The sequence below is a fragment of the Brevundimonas sp. UBA5936 genome, assembly GCA_002430835.1.
Taxonomy (GTDB): domain Bacteria; phylum Pseudomonadota; class Alphaproteobacteria; order Caulobacterales; family Caulobacteraceae; genus Brevundimonas.
Genome location: DJDA01000001.1, coordinates 1 through 25,597, shown reverse-complemented (window position 1 = coordinate 25,597; position 25,597 = coordinate 1). Strand labels below are relative to the sequence as shown.

21 protein-coding genes are annotated in these 25,597 nt (G+C 67.3%); 11 read left to right on the top strand and 10 right to left on the bottom strand.

The window, feature by feature from the left end; translation table 11 throughout:
• The first annotated feature begins 187 nt into the window (after positions 1-187).
• From ychF to B2Y21_RS00085, 5 genes are all read left to right on the top strand, one after another.
• Entirely contained in the window at positions 188-1,285 is a 1,098-nt protein-coding gene (ychF, locus tag B2Y21_RS00105) for a redox-regulated ATPase YchF (protein ID WP_292055756.1), read from the top strand.
• A gap of 130 nt (positions 1,286-1,415) precedes the next feature.
• Entirely contained in the window at positions 1,416-2,702 is a 1,287-nt protein-coding gene (locus B2Y21_RS00100; RefSeq protein ID WP_292055752.1) for an O-acetylhomoserine aminocarboxypropyltransferase/cysteine synthase family protein, read from the top strand.
• Positions 2,703-2,811: 109 nt separating this feature from the next.
• A complete protein-coding gene (locus B2Y21_RS00095; RefSeq protein WP_292055751.1) occupies positions 2,812-4,476 on the top strand; it encodes a M28 family metallopeptidase in 1,665 nt (554 codons plus the stop codon).
• Between the two features lie 105 nt (positions 4,477-4,581).
• Positions 4,582-6,186, top strand: a complete 1,605-nt coding sequence (locus tag B2Y21_RS00090) for a M28 family peptidase (RefSeq protein WP_292055748.1) — start codon at positions 4,582-4,584, stop codon at positions 6,184-6,186.
• 214 nt (positions 6,187-6,400) lie between these two features.
• Positions 6,401-6,718 (top strand): hypothetical protein, encoded by a 318-nt coding sequence (locus tag B2Y21_RS00085; RefSeq protein ID WP_292055745.1) that lies wholly within the window; start codon positions 6,401-6,403, stop codon positions 6,716-6,718.
• Between the two features lie 76 nt (positions 6,719-6,794).
• Here the strand turns inward: B2Y21_RS00085 and B2Y21_RS00080 are convergent, their stop codons facing one another.
• Genes B2Y21_RS00080 through petA form a run of 3 tightly spaced genes read right to left on the bottom strand, consistent with a single transcriptional unit; the run spans position 6,795 to position 9,546 of the window.
• Positions 6,795-7,670, bottom strand: coding sequence for a cytochrome c1 (locus B2Y21_RS00080; protein ID WP_292055742.1), 876 nt, complete (start codon positions 7,668-7,670; stop codon positions 6,795-6,797).
• 5 nt (positions 7,671-7,675) lie between these two features.
• Entirely contained in the window at positions 7,676-8,974 is a 1,299-nt protein-coding gene (locus B2Y21_RS00075) for a cytochrome b (RefSeq protein WP_087140205.1), read from the bottom strand.
• A gap of 17 nt (positions 8,975-8,991) precedes the next feature.
• Positions 8,992-9,546 carry a ubiquinol-cytochrome c reductase iron-sulfur subunit gene (petA, locus tag B2Y21_RS00070; protein WP_125899690.1) on the bottom strand — a complete coding sequence of 185 codons (555 nt, stop codon included), beginning with the start codon at positions 9,544-9,546 and terminating at the stop codon, positions 8,992-8,994.
• Between the two features lie 196 nt (positions 9,547-9,742).
• Between petA and B2Y21_RS00065 the strand changes: the two genes are divergently transcribed.
• Positions 9,743-10,198 (top strand): tRNA (cytidine(34)-2'-O)-methyltransferase, encoded by a 456-nt coding sequence (locus tag B2Y21_RS00065; RefSeq protein WP_292055737.1) that lies wholly within the window; start codon positions 9,743-9,745, stop codon positions 10,196-10,198.
• A gap of 160 nt (positions 10,199-10,358) precedes the next feature.
• On the opposite strand, the gene B2Y21_RS00060 is transcribed toward B2Y21_RS00065, so the two are convergent.
• Positions 10,359-11,636 (bottom strand): dipeptidase, encoded by a 1,278-nt coding sequence (locus B2Y21_RS00060; protein WP_292055735.1) that lies wholly within the window; start codon positions 11,634-11,636, stop codon positions 10,359-10,361.
• Positions 11,637-11,884: 248 nt separating this feature from the next.
• Here B2Y21_RS00060 and hemF point away from each other — a divergent pair, with 248 nt between their 5' ends.
• Positions 11,885-12,739: an oxygen-dependent coproporphyrinogen oxidase gene (gene hemF, locus B2Y21_RS00055; RefSeq protein ID WP_409410758.1), complete on the top strand. Its 855-nt coding sequence runs from the start codon at positions 11,885-11,887 to the stop codon at positions 12,737-12,739.
• A gap of 10 nt (positions 12,740-12,749) precedes the next feature.
• Here hemF and B2Y21_RS00050 read toward each other — a convergent pair whose 3' ends face one another.
• The gene (locus B2Y21_RS00050; RefSeq protein ID WP_292055855.1) at positions 12,750-15,269 is read right to left on the bottom strand and encodes a hybrid sensor histidine kinase/response regulator; all 2,520 of its coding nucleotides are present in this window, start codon (positions 15,267-15,269) and stop codon (positions 12,750-12,752) included.
• 77 nt (positions 15,270-15,346) lie between these two features.
• A complete protein-coding gene (locus B2Y21_RS00045; protein WP_292055731.1) occupies positions 15,347-16,045 on the bottom strand; it encodes a type 1 glutamine amidotransferase in 699 nt (232 codons plus the stop codon).
• Between the two features lie 87 nt (positions 16,046-16,132).
• On the opposite strand from B2Y21_RS00045, the gene B2Y21_RS00040 reads away from it, so the two are divergent.
• The gene (locus tag B2Y21_RS00040) at positions 16,133-16,468 is read left to right on the top strand and encodes an antibiotic biosynthesis monooxygenase family protein (protein WP_292055729.1); all 336 of its coding nucleotides are present in this window, start codon (positions 16,133-16,135) and stop codon (positions 16,466-16,468) included.
• Here the strand turns inward: B2Y21_RS00040 and rlmJ are convergent.
• On the bottom strand, positions 16,465-17,298 hold the full coding sequence (gene rlmJ / locus B2Y21_RS00035) for a 23S rRNA (adenine(2030)-N(6))-methyltransferase RlmJ (protein WP_292055726.1): 834 nt from the start codon (positions 17,296-17,298) through the stop codon (positions 16,465-16,467). The genes B2Y21_RS00040 and rlmJ overlap by 4 nt on opposite strands.
• 75 nt (positions 17,299-17,373) lie before the next feature.
• Here rlmJ and B2Y21_RS00030 point away from each other — a divergent pair, with 75 nt between their 5' ends.
• Positions 17,374-17,721: a hypothetical protein gene (locus tag B2Y21_RS00030; protein ID WP_292055724.1), complete on the top strand. Its 348-nt coding sequence runs from the start codon at positions 17,374-17,376 to the stop codon at positions 17,719-17,721.
• A 7-nt stretch (positions 17,722-17,728) separates the two neighbouring features.
• On the opposite strand, the gene tdh is transcribed toward B2Y21_RS00030, so the two are convergent.
• From tdh to B2Y21_RS00015, 3 genes are all read right to left on the bottom strand, one after another.
• Entirely contained in the window at positions 17,729-18,763 is a 1,035-nt protein-coding gene (tdh, locus tag B2Y21_RS00025; protein ID WP_200165808.1) for an L-threonine 3-dehydrogenase, read from the bottom strand.
• Positions 18,764-18,845: 82 nt separating this feature from the next.
• Positions 18,846-20,051, bottom strand: a complete 1,206-nt coding sequence (locus B2Y21_RS00020; protein ID WP_292055720.1) for a glycine C-acetyltransferase — start codon at positions 20,049-20,051, stop codon at positions 18,846-18,848.
• Positions 20,052-20,090: 39 nt separating this feature from the next.
• Positions 20,091-20,969, bottom strand: a complete 879-nt coding sequence (locus B2Y21_RS00015) for a DUF4232 domain-containing protein (protein ID WP_292055718.1) — start codon at positions 20,967-20,969, stop codon at positions 20,091-20,093.
• A 143-nt stretch (positions 20,970-21,112) separates the two neighbouring features.
• On the opposite strand from B2Y21_RS00015, the gene B2Y21_RS00010 reads away from it, so the two are divergent.
• Both B2Y21_RS00010 and B2Y21_RS00005 read left to right on the top strand, forming a co-directional pair.
• Positions 21,113-23,239, top strand: coding sequence for a TonB-dependent receptor domain-containing protein (locus tag B2Y21_RS00010; protein WP_292055717.1), 2,127 nt, complete (start codon positions 21,113-21,115; stop codon positions 23,237-23,239).
• A 236-nt stretch (positions 23,240-23,475) separates the two neighbouring features.
• The coding region (locus B2Y21_RS00005) for a TonB-dependent receptor (RefSeq protein ID WP_292055715.1) at positions 23,476-25,597 on the top strand (2,122 nt) is incomplete at its 3' end.

Genomic DNA, 25,597 nt, shown 5'->3' with positions numbered 1-25,597 from the left:
CCAAAGGCCGTCGCGACACGGCTTTCGCCGACTGAAAGGACAAGCCCCTCACCCTTTCGCGCCAGAACGACGGCTCCGCCGCCGTGCGCTCAAGCCCTCTCCCGCCGGGAGAGGGTTCCCCTGTCTGTCGCCCACACCTGACAAACCGGCCCGAACCGGCTAAAGGCTCGCGCTCACGAGGAATACCATGGCTCTTAAAGTCGCGATCGTCGGCCTGCCCAACGTCGGCAAGTCCACCCTGTTCAACGCCCTGACCAAGACGGCGGCGGCCCAGGCGGCCAACTATCCGTTCTGCACCATCGAGCCGAACACCGGCGACGTGGCCGTGCCGGAACCGCGCCTGAACACCCTGGCGAGCATCGCCGGGTCCAAGGAGATCATCCCCTCGCGGATCACCTTCGTGGACATCGCCGGTCTGGTGCGCGGTGCCTCCAAGGGCGAAGGCCTGGGCAACCAGTTCCTGGCCAACATCCGCGACTGCGACGCCATCGCCTTCGTCGCCCGCTGCTTCGTCGACGACGACATCACCCACGTCGAGAACCGCATCGACCCCATCTCGGACCTCGAGATCATCGAGACCGAGCTGATGCTGGCTGACCTCGAGAGCCTAGAGCGCCGCCGCGTCCAGATCGAGAAGCGCGCCAAGGGCGGCGACAAGGAATCCCAGCTGAACCTGAAGCTGATCGACGCCGCGCTCGAAAAGCTGCGCGACGGCAAGCCCGCGCGTCTGGCCGAGGTGTCCAAGGAGGACAAGAAGGCCTGGGACATGCTGCAGCTGCTGACCGCCCTGCCCGCCCTCTACGTCGCCAACGTCGAAGAAGGCTCGGCCGACAAGGGCAATGAGCTGTCCGACCTGGTCGCCAAACGCGCCGCCGAAGACAACGCCAACTCGGTGGTCATCTCGGCCCAGATCGAGTCGGAAATCGCCGTCCTGGACGACGAGGAGCAAAAGGAGTTCCTCGAGACCCTGGGTCTGGAAGAGCCCGGCCTGAACCGCCTGATCCGCGAGGCCTACAAGCTGCTGGGCCTGCAGACCTATTTCACCGTCGGCCCGAAGGAAGCCCGCGCCTGGACCATCCCCGTCGGCGCCACCGCGCCGCAGGCGGCGGGCGTGATCCACACCGACTTTGAAAAGGGCTTCATCCGCGGCGAAACCATTGCTTTCGACGATTACGTCGCGCTGAAGGGCGAAGCGGGCGCCAAGGAAGCGGGCAAGATGCGCGCCGAAGGCAAGGCCTACATCGTCAAGGACGGGGATGTGATGCATTTCCTGTTCAACAACTAGGGCGCTTTCTCAGGGCGGTTAGAAAATCTGACCGCCCTGATAGAATTACTGAAATTCCATACCCTTGCAGGTACCGCCAAAGCCCTGGATGAATCAGCCGGACTGACGCTGAAAATTCTCCAGGGACGCCATGAAGTTCGATACCCTCGCCGTGCATGCGGGCTATTCGCCTGATCCGACCACCAAATCGGTCGCCGTGCCCATCTATCAGACCACCAGCTACGCCTTCGACGACACCCAGCACGGGGCGGACCTGTTCGACCTGAAGGTGGCGGGCAACATCTACACCCGCATCATGAACCCGACCTCCGACGTGCTGGAACAGCGCATCGCGGCGCTGGAGGGCGGCATTGCGGCGCTGACCGTGGCCTCGGGTCAGGCGGCGATCACCTATGCGATCCTGACCATCGCCGAAGCGGGCGACAACATCATCGCCACCTCGACCCTGTATGGCGGCACCTATAATCTGTTCGCCCACACCCTGCCCCAGTACGGCATCACGGTGCGCTTCATCGACGCCGCCGACCCGGCCGCCATCGCCGCCAACACGGATGAGCGCACCAAGGCGGTCTTCTGCGAGTCCATCGGCAATCCGCTGGGCAATGTCGTCGACTTCGGCGCCCTGGCCGACGCGGCGCACGCGCAAGGCCTGCCGCTGATCGTCGACAACACTGTGCCGACCCCCTACCTGACCCGCCCGATCGAGCATGGGGCGGACATCGTCATCCACTCCCTGACCAAATACATCGGCGGCCACGGCACCTCGATCGGCGGCGCCATCGTGGACAGCGGAAACTTCCCCTGGGCCGAGCACAAGGCGCGCTTCCGCCGCCTGAACGAGCCGGAAGTGAGCTACCACGGCGTCGTCTACACCGAGGCGCTTGGCCCGGCGGCCTTCATCGGCCGGGTGCGCACCGTCCTGCTGCGCAACACCGGCGCGGCCATCTCGCCGTTCAACAGCTTCCTGATCCTGCAGGGGCTTGAGACGCTGGCCCTGCGCATGGACCGTCACGTCGAGAACGCGACCGCCGTCGCCCAATGGCTGAAGGCCCACCCCAAGGTGGAATGGGTCAACTACGCCGGACTGGAAGACCATCCGTCCAACCCGCTGATTAAGAAGTACTTCGGCGGCAAGGCGTCCGGTCTGCTGACCTTTGGCGTCAGATCCGTTGAAGAGGGGGGCGGCCGCGAGGCGGGCGCCCGCTTCCAGGACGCGGTGAAGATCTTCACCCGTCTGGTCAACATCGGCGACGCCAAGTCTCTGGTCTGCCACCCGGCCTCGACCACCCACCGCCAGCTGTCGCCTGACGAACTGAAGAAGGCGGGCGTGACCGAGGACACGGTGCGCCTGTCCGTCGGCATCGAGCACATCGACGACTTGATCGCCGATCTGGAGCAGGCGCTGGCCGCCGTCTGATCTTTCGACCTGTCCCAGCCAGGCGCCGCCGACGCGGCGCTTGGCTGTCGACTCCGCCGATCCGGCTCACTACGGTCCCGCCATCGAATTCTCCGAGGGGTGAGACTGTATGCGTATTTCATCTTCCGTCGCCGTCCTGGCGTTCGCCGCGGCCCTGGCCGGCGGCGCCGCCGCTCAGGCCCAGACCGCTCAGGCCCAGACCGCGCCCGCCTTCGACGCCGCGCGCATTTCCGAGGACATCCGCGTCCTGTCGGACGACAGCTTCGAGGGGCGCGGCATCGCCACCCCGGCCGAGCAGAAGGTCATCGACTACCTGAGCCGTCAGTATGCGGCCGCCGGCTTCGCGCCGGGCGGCGAGAACGGCGGCTGGACCCAGGCGGTCGGCCTGAACCGCTTCACCGTCTCCAACGTCTCGGGCCAGCTGAAGCTGGGCGACTGGAGCCAGTCGCTGACGCAGGGCCAGGAAGTCACCATGACGACCCGCCTGCCCAGCAACGGCGTCGACCTGAAGGACGCGCCGCTGGTCTTCGTCGGCTACGGCATCAGCGCGCCCGAGCGTCAGTGGAACGACTTCAAGACCGACGTGCGCGGCAAGGTCATCGTCGTCCTGGTCAATGACGCCGACTTCGAAGACCCGTCGCTGAACACCTTCGGCGGCGAGGCCATGACCTACTACGGCCGCTGGACCTACAAGTTCGAGGAAGCCGCCCGTCAGGGCGCGGCGGGCGTGCTGATCGTCCACGAGACTAAGCCCGCCTCCTACGGCTGGACCACGGTCGCCAACTCCTGGGGCGTGCCGCAGTTCGACATCGTGCGCGCCGATCCGTCGGCCGAGCGCGTGGCGATGGAAGGCTGGATCCAGCGCGATCTGGCCGTCGACCTGTTCCGCCGCGCGGGCCTCGATTTCGAGCAGGAGAAGATCAAGGCGCGCAGCCGCGACTTCCAGCCCGTCGAACTGAAGGGCGCGACCCTCGACGCCCGCATGGACGTGAAGTCCGAACGCATCGTCACCCATAACGTCGTGGCCAAGCTGGAAGGCTCGACCCATCCGGACGAGACCATCCTCTACACCGGCCACTGGGACCACATCGGCATGGGCGAGCCGGACGCCAACGGCGACCGCATCTTCAACGGCGCCATCGACAACGCCTCGGGCACGGCGGCCCTGCTGGAGATGTCGCGCCAATGGTCGGCCGGACCGCGGCCTGAGCGCACCATCGTCATGATCAGCTTCACCGGCGAAGAAAGCGGCCTGCTGGGTTCGGAATTTTACGCCGCCAACCCGCTGTACCCGCTGGAGAAGACCGTCGGCGGCTTCAACATCGACTCGGCCGCCGTCTTCGGTCGGATGAACAAGCTGGGCGTGACCGGCTACGGCCATTCGGAACTGGACGAGCCGGTGATCGCGGCGGCGGCGGCGCAGGGGCGCGGCTTCGTCGGCGACGCCGGCGCCGCGGCGGGCATCTACTTCCGCTCCGACCACTTCCCGCTCGCCAAGAAGGGCGTGCCGATGGCCTATCTGTCCTCGACGGGCGAGTTCGTCGACGCGCCGATCGAGCCGCGCCTGGCGCGCGCCGCCGACTATCGCGCCAACCGCTATCACCAGGCGGCGGACGAATGGGAGGCCGATTGGGACTACTCGGGCATGCTTCAGGATCTGGATGTCATGTTCAAGGTCGGTCAGGATCTGGCCAACAGCCGCACCTGGCCGGAATGGAAGTCCGGTTCGGAGTTCGGCCCGGAACGCGCCAAGAGCGCCGCTCAGCGCCGCTGATCCGGCCCTTCGGTCGAACATGACGAAAATGTAAGGGGCGGCCTCGCAAGGGGCCGCCCTAAGACTATGGGAAACGGCCTCGTGGGGAAGGTCGAAGGAAACGCCATGCACCATCGCTTCATTCGCGGCGTCGCCGCCGCCGCGCTGATCCTCGTCGCGGGCGCCGCCTCGGCGCAGGACTTCTCGGCCCAGCGCCTATCCGACGAAATCCGCGTCATCAGCGCCGACGACTTCCAGGGCCGCTATCCCGGCACGGACGGCGAGAAGAAGACGCTGGACTGGCTGCAGGCCCAGTACGAGGCCATGGGGCTGCAGCCCGGCGGCCCGAACGGCCAATGGCTGCAGGTCATCGACCTGAAGCGCCTGACGCCCAGGGGCGAGCCCGCCCTGGCCTGGAGCAGCGCCGCGTCCGGCGGCCGCGCCCTGATCGCCGGGACCGACTTCACTCTGCGGGCGATGAACGATGCGGCCGTGGGTCAGGTGATCGACGCCCCCGTGGTCTTCGCGGGCTACGGCATCCATGCGCCCGAGCGGGGCTGGGACGACTACGGCGATCTGGACGTGACCGGGGCGGTCGTCCTGGTCGTGGCGGGCGAGCCGGACGGCGAACTGTTCAACGGCCCCTACGCCACCACCTACCAGTCCGCCGCCTATAAGGCCGACGAGGCCAAGCGGCGCGGCGCCGTGGCGGTTCTGACCGTCGTCGACGGCGACGCGGGGACGAGCGCCTGGCGACGCGAGACATCGGGGGCGAACCACACCCGCACCCTGACGCCCGGCTCGGCCGAACTGACCCTCAGCGGCGCCGTCAACCGCGACGTCGCCGCCGAAATGGGCGTGGACCTGGCGTCGCTGAAGCCCCGCCTCGAGACCGGCGACTTCCGCGCCTTCGCGCTGGAGACGCGGATCACCGCCTCGGCCGAGGAATCGGTCGAAATCCTGCGCACTCACAATCTGCTGGCGCGCATCACCGGCGCCGAGCGCCCTAACGAGGTCGTCATCTATTCCGCCCACTGGGACCATGTCGGCGTCAAGGACGACGCGGCGGGCGACGACAAGGTGTTCAACGGCGCCTGGGACAACGCCTCGGGCACCATCGGCGTGGTCGAGATGGCCCGCCAGCTGAAGGCCGCCCCGACGCCGAAGCGCACCTTCGTCTTCGCCCATATGGCGGCTGAGGAGATGGGCCTGCTGGGCGCCTACGCCTATGTCGCCGATCCGGTCTATCCGCTGGAGACGACGGTGGCCGACATCAACATCGACATGCTGCCCCTCAGCGGCCCGACCCGCGACGTGCCCATCTTCGGCAAGGGCCAGAACAGCCTCGAGGACGACCTTCAGGCCCTGGCCGAACAGGAAGGCCGCTACGTCTCCGACGACGGCCAGCCGGAACAGAATTTCTACTACCGCTCCGACCACTTCCCCTTCGCGCGCGCGGGCGTGCCGGCCCTGATGCCCTGGCACGGGGTGGATTGGGTCGAGGGCGGCCGCGAGGCGGGCCTGGCGGCGTGGAAAGCCAAGTTCGGCGCTGACTATCATCGCCCCAGCGACGAGTGGTCGGCCGACTGGGATCTGCGCTCGGCGGTCGAGAACCTGACCCTGCTCTATCGCCTGGGCCTGGACCTGGCCAACGGCGACGAATGGCCGACCTGGAAGCCGACCTCCGAGTTCGGACAGGTCCGCGACCGCAGCGCGGCGGCCCGACGCTGACGCATCAAAAGGCAAGGGCGGCAACGCCCTCGCCCGCCCGCACGTTGTGGCGAGGATGAAGCCCTCTTCACCTCATTTGTTCGTCGTGCTGGCGATCCTGCTCGCGGCCTGCGATCCGCCGGGGCAGGTCAACCCTCCGACCGAACCGGCTCAACCCATCCAGGGTCCAGGCACCTCGGCGCCCCCTCCCCAGCGCCCGCCGGGAATGGAGCCGATGCTTCGCGGCGCCGGCGCGACCAGCTTTATCGGCCGCTGGGCCGCCACAGCCGACTCCTGCGCTCAAGTAGGCGATCAGGCCGCGCTGGAGATCACCACCACAGATCTGCATGGGCGCGGCCTGCGTTGCGCTCTGCAAACCATCAATGAGCGGGGCCAGGGCTACGACGCCCTTCTCAACTGCGAGACAACTGCGGGCCCGACCGAGCGGCACGCCCGCTTCGAGGCCACGGACGACACCCTGCGTCTGATCTGGCTGGATCAGCCGAATGAGCAGCCGATGCGCCTGATCCGCTGCAGCACCCTGGCGCGCTGACGCCACAGGATTCCGCCCACGAAAAAACCCGCCGGATCGCTCCGGCGGGTCGTTTCGTCTGCGAGGACAGGACGCCTTAGTGGGCGACGCCCTTCCAGATGCGGCGATAGCTGGCGTAGGTCACGCCCGCGAAGGCCAGCAGGAAGATGATGACGCCGAAGCCCATCTGCTTGCGCTCGACCATCTTCGGCTCGGAGGTCCAGGCGATGAAGGCGGCGACGTCCTTGGACATCTGATCCACGGTCGCCTCGGTGCCGTCGTCATAGGTGACCTGACCGGCGGTCAGCGGCGCCGGCATGGCGATGAAGCCGCCTTCCGGCACATGGCCCTTGCCTTCCCAGAACGGGGTCATGTCGCCCGCCATATAGGGGTTGTAGTGCTGGCCCGGCGCCATCTTCAGGCCCGCCGGCGGGGTCGAATAGCCCGACAGCAGCGAATAGATGTAGTTGGCGCCGTCGTGACGGGCCTTGGCCATGACCGACAGGTCCGGCGGCATGGCGCCGCCGTTGGCCGCAGCGGCCGCCGTCGGGTTCGGATAGGGGTTGGGGAAGCGGTCCGCCGTGGTGGCGTCGCGACGCAGGTCTTCACCCGTTTCCGAGTCGATGTCGGCGACCTGAATTTCCTTGGCCAGAGCCTTCACGACCGGGTTGTCGTTCGGGTTCGGATACTTCGGATTCCAGAACGGCCCGTGCTTGTCGCCCAGGTTGCGGAAGTGCACCAGATCCATGCCGTGGCAGGAGGCGCAGACCTCACGATAGACCTTGTAGCCGCGCTGCAGCTGGCCCTGATCGAAGGTGCCGAACGGACCGGCGAAGCTGAAGCCGCCGTCGCGCGGATGCTTGGCGCCCCCGGCGGCCATCGCCGGAGCGGCGATGGCGACCAGGCCGACAGCGGCCGTCACGGAGACGAGGATCTTGCGGAAGGACACGGTCTTTTTCTCGTTGCTCATCATCGCGCTCAGGCCTTCTCGGCTGCGGTCGACGGGAGCACGGGCTCCGAGATCGTCGCCGGGATCGGCAGCGGCTTCTCACGCAGGCCGATGACCGGCATCAGCACCAGGAAGAAGACGAAGTAGTACGCCGTCAGCAGTCGCGTCAGCCACAGGTAGGAGTTCAGCTGGCCGTCGATCAGGTTGAAGCTGGGCATGCCCGGAACAACCGGCGCGTCCGGCAGCTGAGCGCCGCACCAGCCGAGGCCGAAGCAGACGAACAGGAAGATGATGAAGAAGGTCTTCATCGTCGGACGGTAGCGCATGGAGCGCACCTTGGACGTATCCAGCCACGGCAGGACGAACAGCACGCCGATCGCCGCGAACATGGCCACCACGCCGCCGAACTTGTCGGGGATGGCGCGCAGGATCGCGTAGAAGGGCAGCATGTACCACTCAGGCACGATGTGCGCCGGGGTCTGCAGCGGGTTGGCCGGGATGTAGTTGTCGGCGTGGCCCAGGGCGCCCGGGTTGTAGAAGACGAACACCGCGAACAGGATCAGGAACAGGATGATCGCAAAGCCGTCCTTGACCGTGAAGTATGGGTGGAAGGGCAGCATGTCCTTCTTGGCGCGGTCCTTCGGGATCAGGATGCCGACCGGGTTGTTCTGACCGGCGGCGTGCAGGGCCCACAGGTGCAGCACCACGCAGCCGGCGATGACGAACGGCAGCAGATAGTGCAGCGAGAAGAAGCGGTTCAGCGTCGCGTTGTCGATCGCCGGGCCGCCGCGCAGCCAGACCAGGATCGGCTCGCCGACGACCGGAATGGCGCCGATCAGGTTGGTGATGACCTCAGCGCCCCAGAAGGACATCTGGCCCCACGGCAGGACGTAGCCCAGGAAGGCCGTGGCGATCATCAGGAAGAAGATGACGCAGCCGACGATCCAGATCATCTCGCGCGGCGCTTTATAGGAGCCGTAGTAGAGGCCCCGCAGCATGTGCAGATAGACGGCGATGAAGAACATCGACGCGCCGTTGGCGTGCACGTAGCGGATCAGCCAGCCGCCGTTCACGTCGCGCATGATGCGCTCGACCGAGGCGAAGGCCATGTCGACGTGCGGGGTATAGTGCATGGCCAGGACGATGCCGGTGATGATCTGAGTCATCAGGCAGATCGCCAGGATGCCGCCGAAGGTCCACCAGTAGTTCAGGTTCTTCGGGGTCGGCAGGTTCGCATAGTCCATGCCGAAACGGATGATCGGCAGGCGCGTGTCCATCCACCGCTCAACGGCGGTTTTCGGGACGTAAGTGGATTCGTGATCGCTCATGGTTCCTCTGTCCGTCCTCAGCCGATCTTCACGCGGGTGTCGGACATGTATTCGTAGTTCGGCACGATCAGGTTCAGCGGCGCCGGGCCCTTACGAATACGACCCGAGGCGTCGTAGTGCGAACCGTGGCACGGGCAGAACCAACCGCCGTACTCGCCGGCGTTGAAGGTCGGCACGCAGCCCAGGTGGGTGCACGAGCCGATGACGACGAGATATTTCTCGTGGCCTTCCTTGGTGCGCTCGGCGTCGGTCTGCGGCGGGCTGCCCACGGCGCCCTCGTCGATGACCTTGGTCAGCTCGGCCGGGGTGCGATAGCGCACGAAGACCGGCTTGCCCTGCCACTTGATGACGACCTGCTGGCCTTCCTGGACCTTCGTCAGATCGAATTCGATCGACGCCAGAGCCAGGGTGTCGGCCGCCGGGTTCATCTGATTGATGAGCGGCCAGGCCACCATCACGCCGGCGCCGGCAGCAGCCGCGCCCGCAGCAATGTGGATGAAGTCGCGGCGAGTGGCCTCGCCACCCCCGTGTTGGCCGTCAGGCCCGTCAGCATTCACGACCGATTCGGCCACGCGTTTCACCTCTGCATCGCCGGTCGCCCGCCCCGAGATGGGACGTCAACCGAATGGAACCCTATCATGCGATGGCAAATCCCTGACCGCCCGGCCTTGGTTTCAACGGTTCCTGACAAGTCGCGGAAGCGATTTGCGAAACAGTCGCAACAAAAGCCGCGACAAGGCCCCGCCCCGCGCGTATGAGGGCCTTAGAATGCGTCTCGCCCTTTTTCAACCTGACATCCCCCATAATGTCGGCGCCTGCATCCGACTGAGCGCCTGTTTCGGCGTGGAATTGCACGTCATCGAGCCTACGAGCTTCAATTTCGACGATCGCGCGATGAAGCGGGCGGCCCTGGATTACGGGCCTTTGTCCCATATGACGCGCCATTCCGACTGGGAGACCTTCCAGCGCGACCGCGCGCCGGGTCGTCTGGTGCTGTTCACCACGCGCGCGGCCGAACCTCTGACGGATTTCGTTTTCCGGCCCGATGACGTTCTGTTGTTCGGCAAGGAGAGCGCCGGTTCCCCCGACTACGTCCATGCGGCGGCGGATGCGCGAATCTACATCCCCATCCGCCCCGAAGCCCGGTCGCTGAACCTGTCGGTCAGCGCCGGAATCGGCCTGCATGAGGCGTTGCGGCAGATGAACGAGCTGCCTCAACGCTGATCCCTTCTCCCCTTGTGGGAGAAGGTGGACGGCGGAGCCGGACGGATGAGGGGTGCGAAGACACGCGCTCTCAGCCCTCATATTCGGACCGCCCGCCGTCACCCCTCATCCGGCCCTCACGGGCCACCTTCTCCCACAAGGGGAGAAGGATTCCCTCAGATCATTCCGGCGCGCCGTCGTTCGGCAGCTTGGCCAGGCTCGGCCGCTCGGCGCTCTTCGAGGCCGCCACGCGCTCGACCGCGCGCATGACGCGCAGCAGGTTCTCGCCCGAGATCTTGCGGATGTCGGCCTCGCTCCAGCCGCGGCGCATCAGTTCGGCCAGCAAGCGCGGATAGCCGTCCACGCCTTCCAGGCCGACCGGCAGGCTGTCCACGCCATCATAGTCGCCGCCCAGGCCCACGTGGTCGATGCCCGCCACGTCGCGAACGTGCTGGATGTGGGCGATGACGTCCTCCATCGTCGCCTTGGGCGCCGGATTGGCGGCGTTCCAGGCGTCCATGCCCGCCTTGACCGCAGCGGGATCGCCGGGGTTGAGGGCCGTCAACCGGGTCATCTCCGCGCCGCGCGCCGCGCCCGAAGCCCGCACGGCCTCGCTGACGAAGCCCGGCACGAAGGTCACCATGACGATGCCGCCGTTGCCCGCTATCTGGCGCAGCACCGCGTCAGGCACATTGCGCGGATGGGCCGTCACCGCCCGCGCCGAGGAGTGGGAGAAGATCACCGGCGCCTCGGACACGCGAATGGCGTCGACCATGGTGTCCTCGGACACGTGGCTCAGGTCGACCATCATGCCCAGACGGTTCATCTCGCGGACCACGTCTTCGCCGAAGGCGTTCAGCCCGTTCCACTTGGGCGCGTCGGTGCCGCTGTCGGCCCAGGTCGTGCTCTTGGAATGGGTCAGCGTCATGTAGCGCGCGCCCGAATCGTAGAACTCGCGCAGCAGGCCCAGGGAGTCGTCGATCGAATAGCCGCCCTCCATGCCGATCAGGCTGGCGATCTTGCCCGCGCGGTGGATGCGAACCAGGTCGTCGGCCGTGGTGGCGATCTCGAAGGTCTCGGGATGGGCGGCGACGATGCGCTTGACCGTGTCGATCTGCTCGAAGGTGGCCTTGGCGGCGTCGACCGGCGCCATGCTGGCCGGGACATAGACCGACCAGAACTGACCGCCCACACCCCCGGCGCGCAGACGCGGAATATCCGTATGCAGGCGCGTCGAGGTCGACAGATTCGCATTCAGATCAACGCCGTGCGGATCATTGCCGAAGCCCTGACGCAAGGCCCACGGCAAATCGTTGTGCCCGTCGATCAGGGGCGTGCGCTTCAGAATCTGCATCACGCGCGCCTCTTGAGGCTGAGACGTTTGAGCCAGAACCGGTCCGGCCAGAACGGCGACGGAAGCGGCGGCCAGCAAGCTGGCGCGCAAGGCGATGCGGATCATGATTTCCCCTCTGAACTACAGACCCGCCCGGTCGCCCCACGGCGCCGCTTTGCGGGAGCCGCACGCTGGCACAAGCGCGACGCCGTGGGAACCGTCCGTAGGCATCGTTTGCGCCGCGCCTTGTGATCTGGATCAAGGCCCCCTCGGCCGCGCTACGGCATCAGGCTCGCATCCGCGCACCCCGCCGGACTGTTCAGAAAGGCCGCGTCATGGTTGAAGCCCTCATGATCCAAGCTGACCCCGCCCTGATGATTGAGCGCCGCGAGCGCGCCCGCGTCTGGTTCGAGACCCTGCGCGACAAGATCCACGCCGGTTTCGAGGCGCTGGAAGACGCCGCCCCCGCCGAACTGTTCGCCGGCGAATCCGGCCGCTTCGTCCGCACGCCCTGGGATCGCAAGGAAGGCGGCGGCGGCGTCATGGGCATGATGAGCGGCCGCCTGTTCGAAAAGGTCGGCGTCCACTGCTCGACCGTCCACGGAACCTTCCCCGCCGACTACGCCAAGAACGTACCGGGCGCCGAGGAAGACCCGCGCTTCTACGCCACCGGCATCAGCCTGATCTGCCACCCTGTCAGCCCGCGCGTGCCTGCCGTGCACATGAACACCCGCCTGATCTCGACGACCAAGACCTGGTTCGGCGGCGGCGGCGACCTGACGCCCGTGCTGGTTGCGGACCGCCGCGACGACCACCCCGACACCGTCGACTTCCACGCCGCCATGAAGGGCGCCTGCGACGCCTTCGACCCGACCTGGCACGCCAAATACAAGCAATGGTGTGACGAGTATTTCTTCCTGCCCCACCGCAATGAACCGCGCGGCACCGGCGGCATCTTCTACGATCACCACGACAGCGGCGACTGGGAGCGGGACTTCGCCTTCACCCAGGCGGTCGGCGAGGCCTTCCTCAAGGTCTATTGCGACATCGTCGCCCGCCGGATGCACGAGCCCTGGACCGAGGCCGAGCGCGAGGAGCAACTGATCCGTCGCGGCCGCTACGTCGAGTTCAACCTGCTCTACGACCGCGGCACCATGTTCGGGCTGAAGACCGGCGGCAACGTCGAGTCGATCCTCAGCTCCATGCCGCCCGTGGTGAAATGGCCCTAAAGGCCGAGGTTCAGGCCGAGACCTGATCCTTCGTCCGGTCCAGAGCCTCTGCGACAGCCCTGGTCAGGACCGCCACGCTGAGCGGCTTGGTCAGGTGGCCGTCGGCGCCCGCACGATGGCTGGCCTCGACGTGTTCGCTCATGGCGTTGGCGGTCAGCATCAGGATCGGCGTCGGTTCGGCGCCGATGCGGCGCTCATAGGCGCGCATCTCGGCCGTCGCGGTCAGCCCGTCCATGACCGGCATCTGCATATCCATCAGCACCAGGTCGAAGCCCCCCTCGCGGAAGGCGGCCAGGGCCTGAGCCCCGTCCTCCACCGTCGTCAGCTCAACGCCCAGCGGTTCGAGCATGACCTCGACCACCTTGCGGTTGGCCGGATGGTCGTCCGCCAGCAGCACGCGCGGCGCGCCTGACCGCGCCACAGGCGGCAGAGCAGCGGGGGCGACGACCGGCTCGTCAATCGTATCCTCGTCGACTTCGACCGTCGGCAACGACAGGTCGAACCAGAAGCGCGCGCCCTCGCCGGGCGGAGAGTCGCAGTCCAGTTCGCCGCCCATCAGCCGCACCAGATCATCCGAAATGGCCAACCCCAGCCCGCTGCCGCCGAACCGGCGGGTGATGGAGCCGTCCTCCTGCTGGAAACGATGGAAGATGCGCGACTTGAACTCGGCGTCGAAGCCGATGCCCGTGTCGACCACGGCGAACCGGACGCGGTCCTGCGCCAGCAGATCGACTTCCAGGGCCACCGACCCCGCCTGGGTGAACTTCAACGCATTGCTGATGAGATTGGTCAGCACCTGGCGCAGCCGCACCCCATCGCCGACAACCCGACGGGGCAAGGTCGGATCATAGTCCAGCCGCAGCTCGACGCCCTTGTCCAGGGCCAGCGGCGCCCACAGGGCGACCACGTCGCGCGCCGCCTGCTCCAGGTCGAAGGGCGCCGGCTCGATCGCCACCTGCCCCGACTCGATGCGCGCGACATCGAGAATGTCCGACAGCAGCCGCTCCAGAGTGACCCCCGACGACCGGATGATGTTGACCAGTTCGCGATCCTGCTCCGGCAGATCGCGCGTCGTCAGAACCTCGGCCATGGCCACCACGCCGTTCAGGGGCGTGCGGATTTCATGGCTCATATTGGCCAGGAACTCGCTCTTGGCGCGGTTCGCCGCCTCGGCGTGAAGCTGGGCCTTCTTCAGACGCCGCGACTGCCGCCTCTGCCACAGCAGCACCAGCAGCACCGACAGGACGAAGACCAGGCTGATGGCCAAAATCCAGTTCTGCCCCCGGATCACCGCCTGCTGCAGCTGGGTATTGGCGCGCGCGGTTTCGAGCTGACGGCGACGCTCGGCCAGCTGTTGCTGCATATCGCCCGTCACCTGATGGATGCCCGCGCTGAAGCGGCGGGACAGGTGCAGGTCGCGTTCGCGCTGGTATTCGCGCAAGACCTCGAACGCCTCGCGCGACCGGCCGGAGCCAAAGAGCAGTTCAGCCTCAAGCAGGCGCCCTGTGGGATCAACCGCGCCTTCCGGCGCCAGTTCGCGCAGCCGCTCCAGATCACGTTGCGCGCCCGCCAGATCGCCCAGACGCGCCCGCGCCACCCCGCGAACAGGCAGGATATCCAACGCCAGGAAGGCCTTGCCGTCGATCAGGGCTTCATGAGGGGCCAGACACTCCAACACCCCGCGCGCATCCCGACGCGCATCGGCCACGAAGGCGCACAGGGCGGCGTCATAGGCGCTGAGGCTGTCTAGATTGGCGCGTTGGCTCAGGCGGTGGTGGGCCGCGTAGTAGAGCTCGGCGTTCGGCAGATCCCCGACCTGGATCGCCATGCGCGCCAGATTGTAGAGGCTGTCGAAATCCGGACGCGGATACGCAGGATTGGAATCGTCGATCTCGAAGCGGCGAAAGGCGTCGGCGGCTCCCGCCACGTCGCTCAGCTTCATCAGACCCATGCCGGTCATTTCCCACACCCCCGCGCGCGCGGTGGCGGCGTATGGGTCATGAACCGGAATCTCGCCTTCGACCGAGGTCAGCAGACGCAAGCCTTCGCCTATGCGGTCCTGATCCATCAGCGCCAAGGCGCTCAGGCGGGCCGCATGGGCCATGACGAACCAGTCGCGCGTGGTGCGAGCGGTGCGGGCCATCTCCGCCTCGACCGACAGGTCGCCCTTGTCATAGCGGATGGTCAGGGCGTTCAGCCGCGCAATGGCCAGGTAGCGCTGATCGTTCTGAGCGCGCGCCTGCGCCTCCAGACGATTGTTCCACACGGTCGCCCGTTCGAAATCCCCCTGGTTCAGAACCGTCCAGGCGACGTGGTACAGTCGGTTCAGCCCCTCGCGGTCATGGCGTTTCATCGCATCGAGACCAAAGGTTTCCAGGGCGGCGAAATCGGTTGCCGAGGCTCTCTGTTCGACCGCGCGCGCCAGCTCCGCGCTCTGCACCGCCTTCGCCACGGCGGGCGCGGCGGCCGCCAGCACGACGACCGCGATCAAGGGCGCGCGAAGGAAGGTCTTGAGGCGTACGGAAGACATCCTCACGACCCTAGTCCTGTGGAAGTTGCCTAAGGCTTAGCGCCGTTCGACGAAGCGCGCCACGCCAAGAGCGTCCTTCAAGCCGAAACGCCCAGATAGGCGCGTATCCAGTCGGCCAGAACCGCCCGGTCGTTCGGCTCGGCCAGGGTGGCGTGGGCCTGGTCCACCAGGGCGTCGTCGATGCGCCCTCTCCGACCCTCGGTCAGGCGTGCGGCGAAAGCCGGATCAAACTCGGGGTGGCACTGGAAGCTGATGGCGTCCTGCCCCCAGGCCAGCCCGGCATAGGGCGTGAACTCGCTGGCGATCAGCACCCGCGCATCGGCGGGCGCGGCCACGACCTGATCCTGGTGCGAGACCGGAATGGCGATGGTCGCCGCCGCCGGGGTCATCCAGGCCTCGTCGCTCAGCACGTCATAGCGGTGCAGGCCGACGCCCCAGCCCTTGTCGGACTTCTCGACCCGACCGCCAAAAGCATGGGCCAGAATCTGGTGGCCGAAGCATACGCCCACCAGCCGCGTCTTGCCGCGCGCGTCGCGAAGCCAGGCAGACAACGGCTCGATCCACGGCAGGTCTTCATACACGCCCGCCGCCGATCCGGTGACGATCGTCCCGGCGAAGGCCGACGGGTCTTCGGGCAGCTCGCCCGCCTGAACGTCGAAGCGATGGGTGGTCACGCCCTCGCCCAGCATGGCGCGGAACTGGGCGGTGTAGTCGCCGAACGCCTCGGCCAGATGGGCAGGCGGGCGACCGGTTTCGAGGATGGCGATGGCGGTCATGAAATCCACTTGATCGACGGCGGTGAAGGAAGCGTCAGCGGCTGGATTGCGGTAGAAGAAGGGGCAAAGCAATGAGACGAACCGCCCATGCCTTCTTCCGCCGACGCCCCGGCCGATGCGCCGCCTGAAGACCTGGTCGTCCTGATCAATGTCTTCAAGTGCAACGCGCCCCATCTGGACGAACTGATGGAGCGTCTGGGGGATCTGGTGCGTGTTCAGACCGCCCTGCCCGGCTTCGTCTCGGCCACCCTGCATCGCGGATTGAACGGTCGCGTCGCCGCCAACCACGCCGTCTGGGCCGACGCCGACGCCTGGAAGGCCATGACCCGCCATCCGCAAATCGTCGCGGCCATGGGGCCGATCCTGGCCATCGCTACGTTTGAACCCCACCTCTATGAGCCGGGCGAGGTCATCCAACCCTAGCCCGCGCGCCAGACCTCGGCCCGACCGCCCGCGTCGCCTAGCGCCTGAACCGTCCAGCCGCAGATTTCAGCCGCCGCCGCCTCGGCGCCCGAGGGGGCGTTGACCACCGTCATGGCGCAGCCGTTCATCTTCATCGGATTGTTCAGCGGGCGCAGGCGCGCCTCGGCCACCAGCACCCGCGACAGTCCCGCCTGCTCCAGCCGCCGGATGAAGCCGTCAAAGGTCTCCAGATCCTTTAGCGGCGTCCAGATCGCCACGCAGGCCGTCGGGTCGGCGCCCAGCACGGCGGCGGCCGTCTCGGCCGAGCGAACATAGTCGTCGGGCCGCTCGAACGGCGGATCGATCAGCACCAGCGGCGCCTTCAGCCCGCGCGCCGCGCGCGCCGCCCCTTCATAGCCGTCGCCCGCCTGCCCCACAGCGTTGGGCCAGGCCGCCAGCGCCTCGCGCAACAGGGCCTCGACCGGCGGGTTCAGCTCGAAACCGCGATAGGAATCCTCAGCCCGCAAGGCCCGCGCCGTCAGCACCGGCGAGCCGGGATAGAAGCGCACCCCGCCCTGCGGGTTCAGCGCCGCGACCTCGACCGCCAGCGCCTCGATCAGCGGCGGCCGCGCCTCGGCGGTCATCAGCCGCGCCACCCCGGCCTCGGCCTCGCGCGAGCGCACCGCATCGCCCGACAGGTCATACAGGCCCGCCCCCGCGTGGGTGTCCAGCACAGCGACGGGGCCCAAGGCGCCGGTTCGCGCCTGACGCTCCTTCAGCAGCCACAGCACCAGGGCGTGCTTGACCAGGTCGGCGAAGTTTCCGGCGTGAAAGCTGTGGCGATAATTCATGGCCGCTCGTCTCCCGCCCACGTCATCAGGTCAAGTCGTATAAGAGGGGTCGACGCCCCGGCTTCAGGATACGCCATGCTGATCGACCACCCCACCCTCTCCGACGAGGACCGCACTCCGTCCGCCGCCATCGCCGAGACGGCTGAGGACGGCCTGACCCTGCGCGAACAGCACGGACGCGGCGGCACCGAAGTCGGCGTGCGCCGCGCCGAACAGCTGATGGCGCGCACGCCCCTCAGCGATCGGGACATCAAGTCGATGTACAGCTACTTCGCCCGTCACGCGGTGGACAAGCACGGCCGCTATTGGGCCGATCCCATCAAGCCCTCGGCGGGCTATATCGCCTGGCGCCTGTGGGGCGGGGACGAGGCGCGCGACTGGATCAACAGCCTGCGCGCCCGCCTTCGTGAAGTCGGAATTTAAAACCCGCTCAGTCGGCCCAGTTCAGGACGACCTTGCCCGACTTGCCGGACTTCATGGCCTCAAAGCCCGCCTCAAAGTCCTGATAGGACATCTGGTGGGTGATCAGCGGCGTCAGGTCCAGACCGGCCTTCAGCAGGCCCAGCATCTTGCGCCAGGTAGTGAACATCTCGCGGCCATAGACGCCCTTGATGGTCAGGGCCTTCAGGATGATCGCGCCCCAGTCCGTCTCCATCGGCTTGGACGGAATGCCCAGCAGGGCCATGCCGCCGCCCATGATCAGGGTGTCGACGCACTGTTTGAAGGCGACGGGCGAACCCGACATCTCCAGCGCCACGTCGAAGCCGACCTTCAGGCCCAGCTCATGCATGACGTCGCGCAGGTCTTCCTTGGTGGTGTTCACCGTGCGCACGCCCGGCGCAACTTTCTGCGCAAGTTCCAGGCGGAAGTCGTTGATATCGGTCAGGACCACGGTGCGAGCGCCCGCGTGGCGCGCCACGGCGGCGGCCATCATGCCGATGGGACCGGCGCCGGTGACCAGCACGTCCTCGCCCAGCAGGTCGAACTGCTGCGCCGTGTGCACGGCGTTGCCGAACGGGTCCAGGATCGAGCCGATCTCATAGGGCACGTCGTCGGGCAGCTCGATGACGTTGAAGGCCGGCGCCACCACATATTCGGCGAAGGCGCCCTGGCGGTTCACGCCGATGCCGCGCGTGTCCGGGTCCAGGTGGAAGTGACCGGCGCGGGCCGCTTCGGAGTTCAGGTCGATGACGTGGCCCTCGGCCGAGACGCGCTGGCCGACCTTGAGGCGGCGATCCACGTCCTTACCGATGGCAACGATCTCCCCCGCGAACTCGTGGCCGGTGATCATCGGCACGGGCACGTTCTTCTGGGACCACTCGTCCCAGTTCCAGATGTGGATGTCGGTGCCGCAGACGGCGGTGCGGTGCACCTTGATCAGCACGTCCTCATCGCCCGCGACGGGAATGGGGGCGTCGATCAGCTCCAGCCCTTCGGCCGGTTTCGTCTTGGCCAGGGCCTTCATCATGTCAGCCATGTCGTTTCCTCAAACGCTTATTTAATTCCGGCACGGCCGGTCGCCCGGCCATGACGATACAGGCGAACGCCTATTTGATGACGCCCAGTTCCTTGCCCGCCTGGGTGAAGGCGGCGACGGCGGCGTCGATCTGCTCGAAGGTGTGGGCCGCCGACATCTGTGTGCGGATGCGGGCCTGTCCGCGCGGCACCACCGGGAAGCTGAACCCGATGACGTAGACGCCCAGCTCCAGCAGACGCGCCGCCATGTCCTGCGCCAACTTGGCGTCGCCCAGCATGACCGGAATGATCGGATGCTCGCCCGGCAGCAGGTCGAAGCCCGCCTCCGCCATGGCCGAGCGGAACCGCGCCGCGTTGGCGAACAGCTGGGTGCGCAGCTTGTCGCCCTCATCCCCCGCGGCGATGCGGATGGCCTCCAGCGACGAGCCGCAGACGGCGGGCGCCAGGGCGTTGGAGAACAGATAGGGCCGCGCCCGCTGCTTCAGCAGCTCCACCACGTTCGACCGGGCGCAGATGAAGCCGCCCATGGCCCCGCCCAGCGCCTTGCCGAAGGTGCCGGTGACGAAGTCGACCTCGACCCCGCAGTGCGCAAACGAGCCCTTGCCCTTGTCGCCCAGGAAGCCGGTCGCGTGGCAGTCGTCGACCATGATCAGGGCCTGATACTGGTCAGCCAGGGCGCGGATCTGGTCGATCTTGCCGATGTAGCCGTCCATCGAGAAGGCGCCGTCGGTGGCGATGATGATGTTGCGGGCGCCGGCGGCGCGCGCCTCCTTCAGCTTGGCCTCAAGATCGGCCATGTCCGAGTTGGCGAAGCGGTAACGCTGGGCCTTCGACAGACGCACGCCGTCGATGATGGAGGCGTGGTTCAGGCTGTCCGAGACGATGGCGTCCTCGGCCCCGAACAGCGGCTCGAAGATGCCGCCGTTGGCGTCGAAGGCGGCGGCGAACAGGATGGCGTCCTCAAAGCCGAGGTAGTCGGCGATGGCGCGCTCCAGCTCCTTGTGGATCTCCAGCGTGCCGCAGATGAAGCGGACCGAGGCCGTGCCCGCGCCCCATTTTTCCTGCGCCTTGATCCCGGCCTGGGTGACGCGCTCGTCGCCCGCCAGCCCCAGATAGTTGTTGGCGCAGAAGTTCAACACGTCGCGGCCGTTGACCGAGATCACCGGCCCCTGACGCGAGGCGATGACGCGCTCGGGCTTGGTCAGCCCCTGGGCGTGGATGTCAGCCAGTTCGGCGGAGACGCGGTCGTAGAAGGCCAGGTTCGTATCTTGGGTCATGCGTGTTCCGCTACGCTGAATTCGGGCGGGTTTGAACCCCTAGTTTGCGGGCGCCGAAGCCGGCTGAGTCGAGGCCTCGGCGACAGGCCGCAAGGGACTGACCTCAACCTGCCCGCCGCAAGGCGTAAAGGCCAGCGGCAGGGCGATCGCCGTCGCCGCGCCCGGCGCCGTCACGCGCACAGTCTTGGCCGAGGGGCAGGTCGTCTCGCCCTTGTCTTCATGCGGAATGACGGTCCAGGCTAGGTCGAACCAGGCAGCCTGTTGCGGGCGGATTTCCACCGGCGCCGGCGCGCGACCCTCGGCGAGATAGCTTCTCGGCGCCTGAACCGCGCGAACGCCGGTCATCAGCTTGCCCTCGCCGTCCAGCAGGCTGACGGACGGATAGCCGGTCACGGTGCAGGCGTCAGGCCCGGTGTTCCGCAACGCCAGGGTGGTGAGACGATGGCCCATGCCCGCGTCGCCGCCTTCGACCGTCAGGCGGAGGTTTTCAGCGGCGCACGGCGCGCCCGACGGCGGCGGCGCCACGGCGGCGACCGGACGGCTGCAACGCTCGATGACGACGCCGCCGGCCTGATCGCCCTGACCCGCGCGGCTGAGCATGCCGCTCTCCAGTTCGCCCCGGCTGGCCGTATGCCATTCCAGCCCCTGCCCCGCATATCGAGCGCCGCTGGCCGAGACGACGTTGGTCAGGACATAATCCTTGCCTTCATAGGACACGCGGGCGGTCTGGGCGTCGGGATAGGCGACGGCGATCGTCTTGCCGCTTTCGCAGGCATAGCCGACGGCGGCGACGCTCTGAGCCGCCGGTGCCTCGATCGGCGAGGTCGGCTCAGCCGGCTTTTCCCGAGAACACCCGGCGGCCAGCACCCCGAACGCAGCGGTCACGGCGATGGTCTGGAACGTAGCGGATCTGGTCATGGCGGCCCCCTTGCTGCTGCGACCCTGCTGCAACGTCGAGGGCTTGTGAAGGCTCCGCTTGGACGAAATCGTCAGGGGAGCGGTTGCGTAATGATATACTATAACATATCAAGTCTCCCATCATTGTAACGGGGATGCGTGACATGCGATTTCGGACCTTCCTGCTGACCGCCGCGGGGGCGGCGGCGCTGACCAGCCTGGGCGTCGCGGCGCCTGCTTTCGCCGAAGACGTCGTCCAGCGTCAGTCCCAGGGCGACCCGCACGATCACACGCCCCGCGCCGCCGAGGCCTATGAGGTGGACGAAGTCGTGGTGCGCGCCCTGCCCCTGGGCCGCGCAGGCGACGACGTCGGCTCGCACGTCGCCCTGCTCAGCGGCGACGACCTGGTCCATCGGCGCCAGTCGACCCTGGGCGACACCCTGAACAGCATCCCCGGCGTCAACTCCGACACCTTCGGCGGCGGCGCCAGCCGCCCGGTGGTGCGCGGCCAGACGTCGCCGCGCGTCAAGGTGCTGAGCGAGGGCGCAGGCCTGATGGACGCCTCCGAGGTCTCGCCCGACCACGCGGTCAGCGGCGAGCCCCTGCTGTTGGAAGGCGTCGAGATCCTGCGCGGCCCGGCGGCCCTGCTCTACGGAGGCGGCGCCATCGGCGGCGCGGTCAACCTGCTGGACAAGAAGATCCCGACCCGCATCCCGGCGAACGGCGGCGAGGGCGTGGCCGAATACCGTCGCGGCTCGGTCGATGACGAGGAAGCCGGCGTGGTCGGCCTGACGGTCGGCGCCGGCAACTTCGCCTTCCGCGTCGAGGCGGCGGCGCGCAAGTCGGACGACTACAAGGTTCCCGGCTGGGACGAGCCGCGCCTGGACGGTTCCTACAACGAGACCTCGACGGCGACGCTCGGCGCCTCATGGATCGGGTCGCGCGGCTATCTGGGCGCGGCCTATACGGAACAGACCAGCCGCTATGGCCTGGCCGGTCACAGCCATGAATATGAGGGCTGCCACCCGCACGGCGACCACCTGCACTGCGGCGGCGGCCACGACCACGGTCACGACGACGATCATGGCCACGGCGACGACGATCACGGGCACGAGCATGAAGGCGATCACGATCACGCCGCCCCCGAGGTCCGCCTGAAGAGCCGCCGCGTCGATCTGCGCGGCGAACTGCGCGACCCGCTGCCGGGCATCGAGAACGTGCGTCTGCGCGCCGGCTACACCGACTATGAGCACAGCGAGCTTGAGGAAGGCGTCGTCTCGACCACCTTCACCAACAAGGGCTATGACGGCCGCATCGAGGCCCAGCACCGCGAGATCGCCGGCTTCAAGGGCGTGGTCGGCCTGCAACTGAGCAAGAGCGACTTCGCCGCCGTCGGCGAGGAAAGCTTCCTGGCCCCCAGCACGACCAAGAACACCGGCCTGTTCGTGATGGAGGAATACGAGATCGGCCTGTGGCACCTGGAAGGCGCCCTGCGTCAGGAATGGCAGGAAGCCTCGGCCATCGGCCTGCCCGATGTCGAGCACAAGCCCTTCTCCATCTCGGGCGCGGCGGTGTGGCACTTCACCCCCGGCTGGTCCGGCGCCGTGTCGCTGTCCCGTTCGCAACGCGCGCCCTCGGCCCAGGAGCTCTATGCCGACGGCGTCCACCTGGCGACCAACACCTATGAGATCGGCGACTCCAGCCTGGACGTCGAGACGGCCAACTCGATCGAGTTGACCCTGCGCAAGACCGAAGGCGCCCTGACCGGCTCGGTCAGCGCCTACCACTACATCTATGACGACTACATCTTCGCCCGGACGCTGGATCAATACGAAGACTTCCGCCTGATCCGTTACAGCCAGGCCGACGCCACCTTTACCGGCATCGAAGGGGAACTGACGCAACAGTTCACCCCGTGGCTGTCGGGCACGGTGTTCGGCGATTACGTCCAGGGCGAGTTGAAGGGCGACGGCGGGAACCTGCCGCGCATCCCGGCGGCGCGGGCGGGCGTGCGCCTGGCCGCCTTCCAGGGACCGTGGTCCGGCGACGTCGAATACAGCCGCACCTTCAAGCAGACCGACATCGCCGCCTTCGAGCACGAGACGCCGGGCTACGACATGGTCAACGCCACCGTGGCCTATGACGTCGACCTGGGGCCGGTGCGCTCGCAGATCTTCCTGCGCGGGACCAATCTGCTGGACGAGACGGCGTTCAACCACGCCTCCTTCCTGGCCGAGACGGCGCCCCTGCGCGGGCGCAACTTGACGGTGGGCGTGCGCGCCCGCTTCTAGGGTTTCTTCGCCGTTGCAAAAAAACGAGGGGCGGGATCCGACGGATTCCGCCCCTTCGTCCGTGGGAGTCTTGTCGGTTCGGACAGGACTAAGCCCCGCATTACAGGAGTTTAATCCAGGAGAGCGATCGCGCCCCCTTTCGGCGCACATCGTTCTTTAATCGAGTCGATGCGATCGACGAGACAGGGCGTCGGTCGCGAGCATGCCTGTTTTCCCGGTTGCCTTTAGGACTCGACATGTCGCCAGTCGCCTTGCTGTTCGCCCTCGCCTCCCTGTCCCCTGCCGACACGGCGGCGCCCGCCGCCCCGCCGCAGTCCACACCCGCCCAGACGGCGACCCCGGTCCCGCAGGAAGAGCTGGACGACGGCGCCTATGACCTGGGCACGCTCGCGGCCGTCACCACCGCCCGGCGCGGTGCGGCCCTGGGCGACTATGAGCCCGAGCTGACCCTCGACGAGGAGCAGATCAAGGCCTACGGCGCCAGCAGCATCGAGGAGCTGATGACCCTCCTGGAGCCGGTGACGCGGAGTTCGCGCGGCGGCTCGCCGGTCTTCCTGGTCAACGGACGGCGCATCTCGGGCTTCCGCGAGATTCGCGGCATCCCGCCCGAGGCTATCGAGCGCACCGAGATCCTGCCCGAGGAAACCGCCCTCTCCTATGGCTACAGCGCCGACCAGCGGGTCGTGAACTTCGTGCTGAAGGCCGACTTCCGCTCCGTGACCATGCAGGCCACTGCGCGCCGTCCCGACCAGGGCGGCCGCACCATGACCGACCTGGAGAGCAACATCCTGCGCATCTCGGGCAAGCAACGCTGGACGCTGGACCTGGAATACGAACGCGACACGCCCCTGTTCGAGACCGAGCGCAACATCACCCGCGACGGGACGCCCTATGATCTGATGGGCAATGTCACCGCACCGGGCGGCGGCGAGATCGACCCCGCCCTGTCGGCCCTGCTGGGCCAGAGCGTCACGACCGCCTCGGTCGGCGCGGGCGCGGCGGGCGGCGCCGCCCTGTCCGACTTCGGCGTCGGGCCGCGCACCGACGACCTGACCGCCTATCGCACCTTGTCGCCCAAGCGTGAGAACAGCTCCATCTCCGGCTCCTTGGTGCGCGATCTGAACCAGACCATGTCGCTGACGCTCAGCGGCGAACTGGAGGATACGTCCAGCTTCTCCTACCTGGGCCTGCCGGGCCTCAGCCTGGCCCTGCCCTCGGCCAGCCCCTATTCACCCTTCGCCGGCGACGTGCTGCTGCACCGCTATGTCGATGCGCCCGGCGCGCTGGGACGGCAGACCGACACCATGTCAGGCCAGCTGGGCTTCCTGGTCGACGGCTATCTGGGCGACTGGCGCTGGACGGTGAACGGCGGCTACGACCGCACCGAGACCAAGACCCGCACCGGCCGCGGCCTCAACGACGACGCCCTTCAGGCGGGCGTAACGGCGGGAACGATCGATCCGTTCGGCGACCTGGGCCAGCTGCCGACCAATCCGTTCGACACGGCGCGCTCCATCTCCAGCAAGACCAGCGTCGAGGGCGTCATCAACGGCACGGCCTGGGAAGGCCCGGCCGGATCGCTGACTTCGACCTTCAAGGTCGGCTTCGACAGCCAGTCGCTGGACTCCGAGAACCTGCGCTTCTCCGAGGAACAGCAGGCCAGCGTCTTCTCCGAACGCTCCTTGTCGCGCGATCGCACCAGCGCCTCGGGCAACTTCAACCTGCCCATCGCCAGCCGCGACCGCGAGGTTCTGGGCGCGCTCGGCGACCTGTCGGCCAACCTGAACCTGGCCTACGAAGACCTGTCCGACTTCGGCGGCCTGTCGGCCTATACGGTCGGGCTGAACTGGTCGCCGTGGGAGCCGGTCAACTTCACCGCCAGCTGGGCCGACGAGCAGAAGGCCCCGTCGATGTCGCAACTGAACGACCCGACGATCTCGACCCCGAACGTGCCCGTCTACGACTTCGCCACCGGCCAGTCGGTCAACATCGTCCGCATCGAGGGCGGCAACCCCAACCTGTCCGAAGAGACCAAGCGCGTCCTGAAGTTCGGCGTCAACCTGACCCCGCTGAAGGACAAGGATCTGCGCTTCACGGCCAACTACACACGGACCGAGACGGAAGGCTCCATCGCCTCCTTCCCGACCATCACGCCCGAACTGGAAGCCGCCCTGCCCGAGCGGTTCACGCGCGACCTGGACGGCAATCTGCTGTCGATCGACGCCCGGCCGCTGAACTTCCAGAAGGCCGAGCAGCAGGAAATCCGCTGGGGCCTGAACTTCTCGACCGCCTTCGGCAAGCCGGACCCCGCCGCCATGGAGCGCATGAACGCGCGCAGCGGCGGCGGCCAGCGCGGGC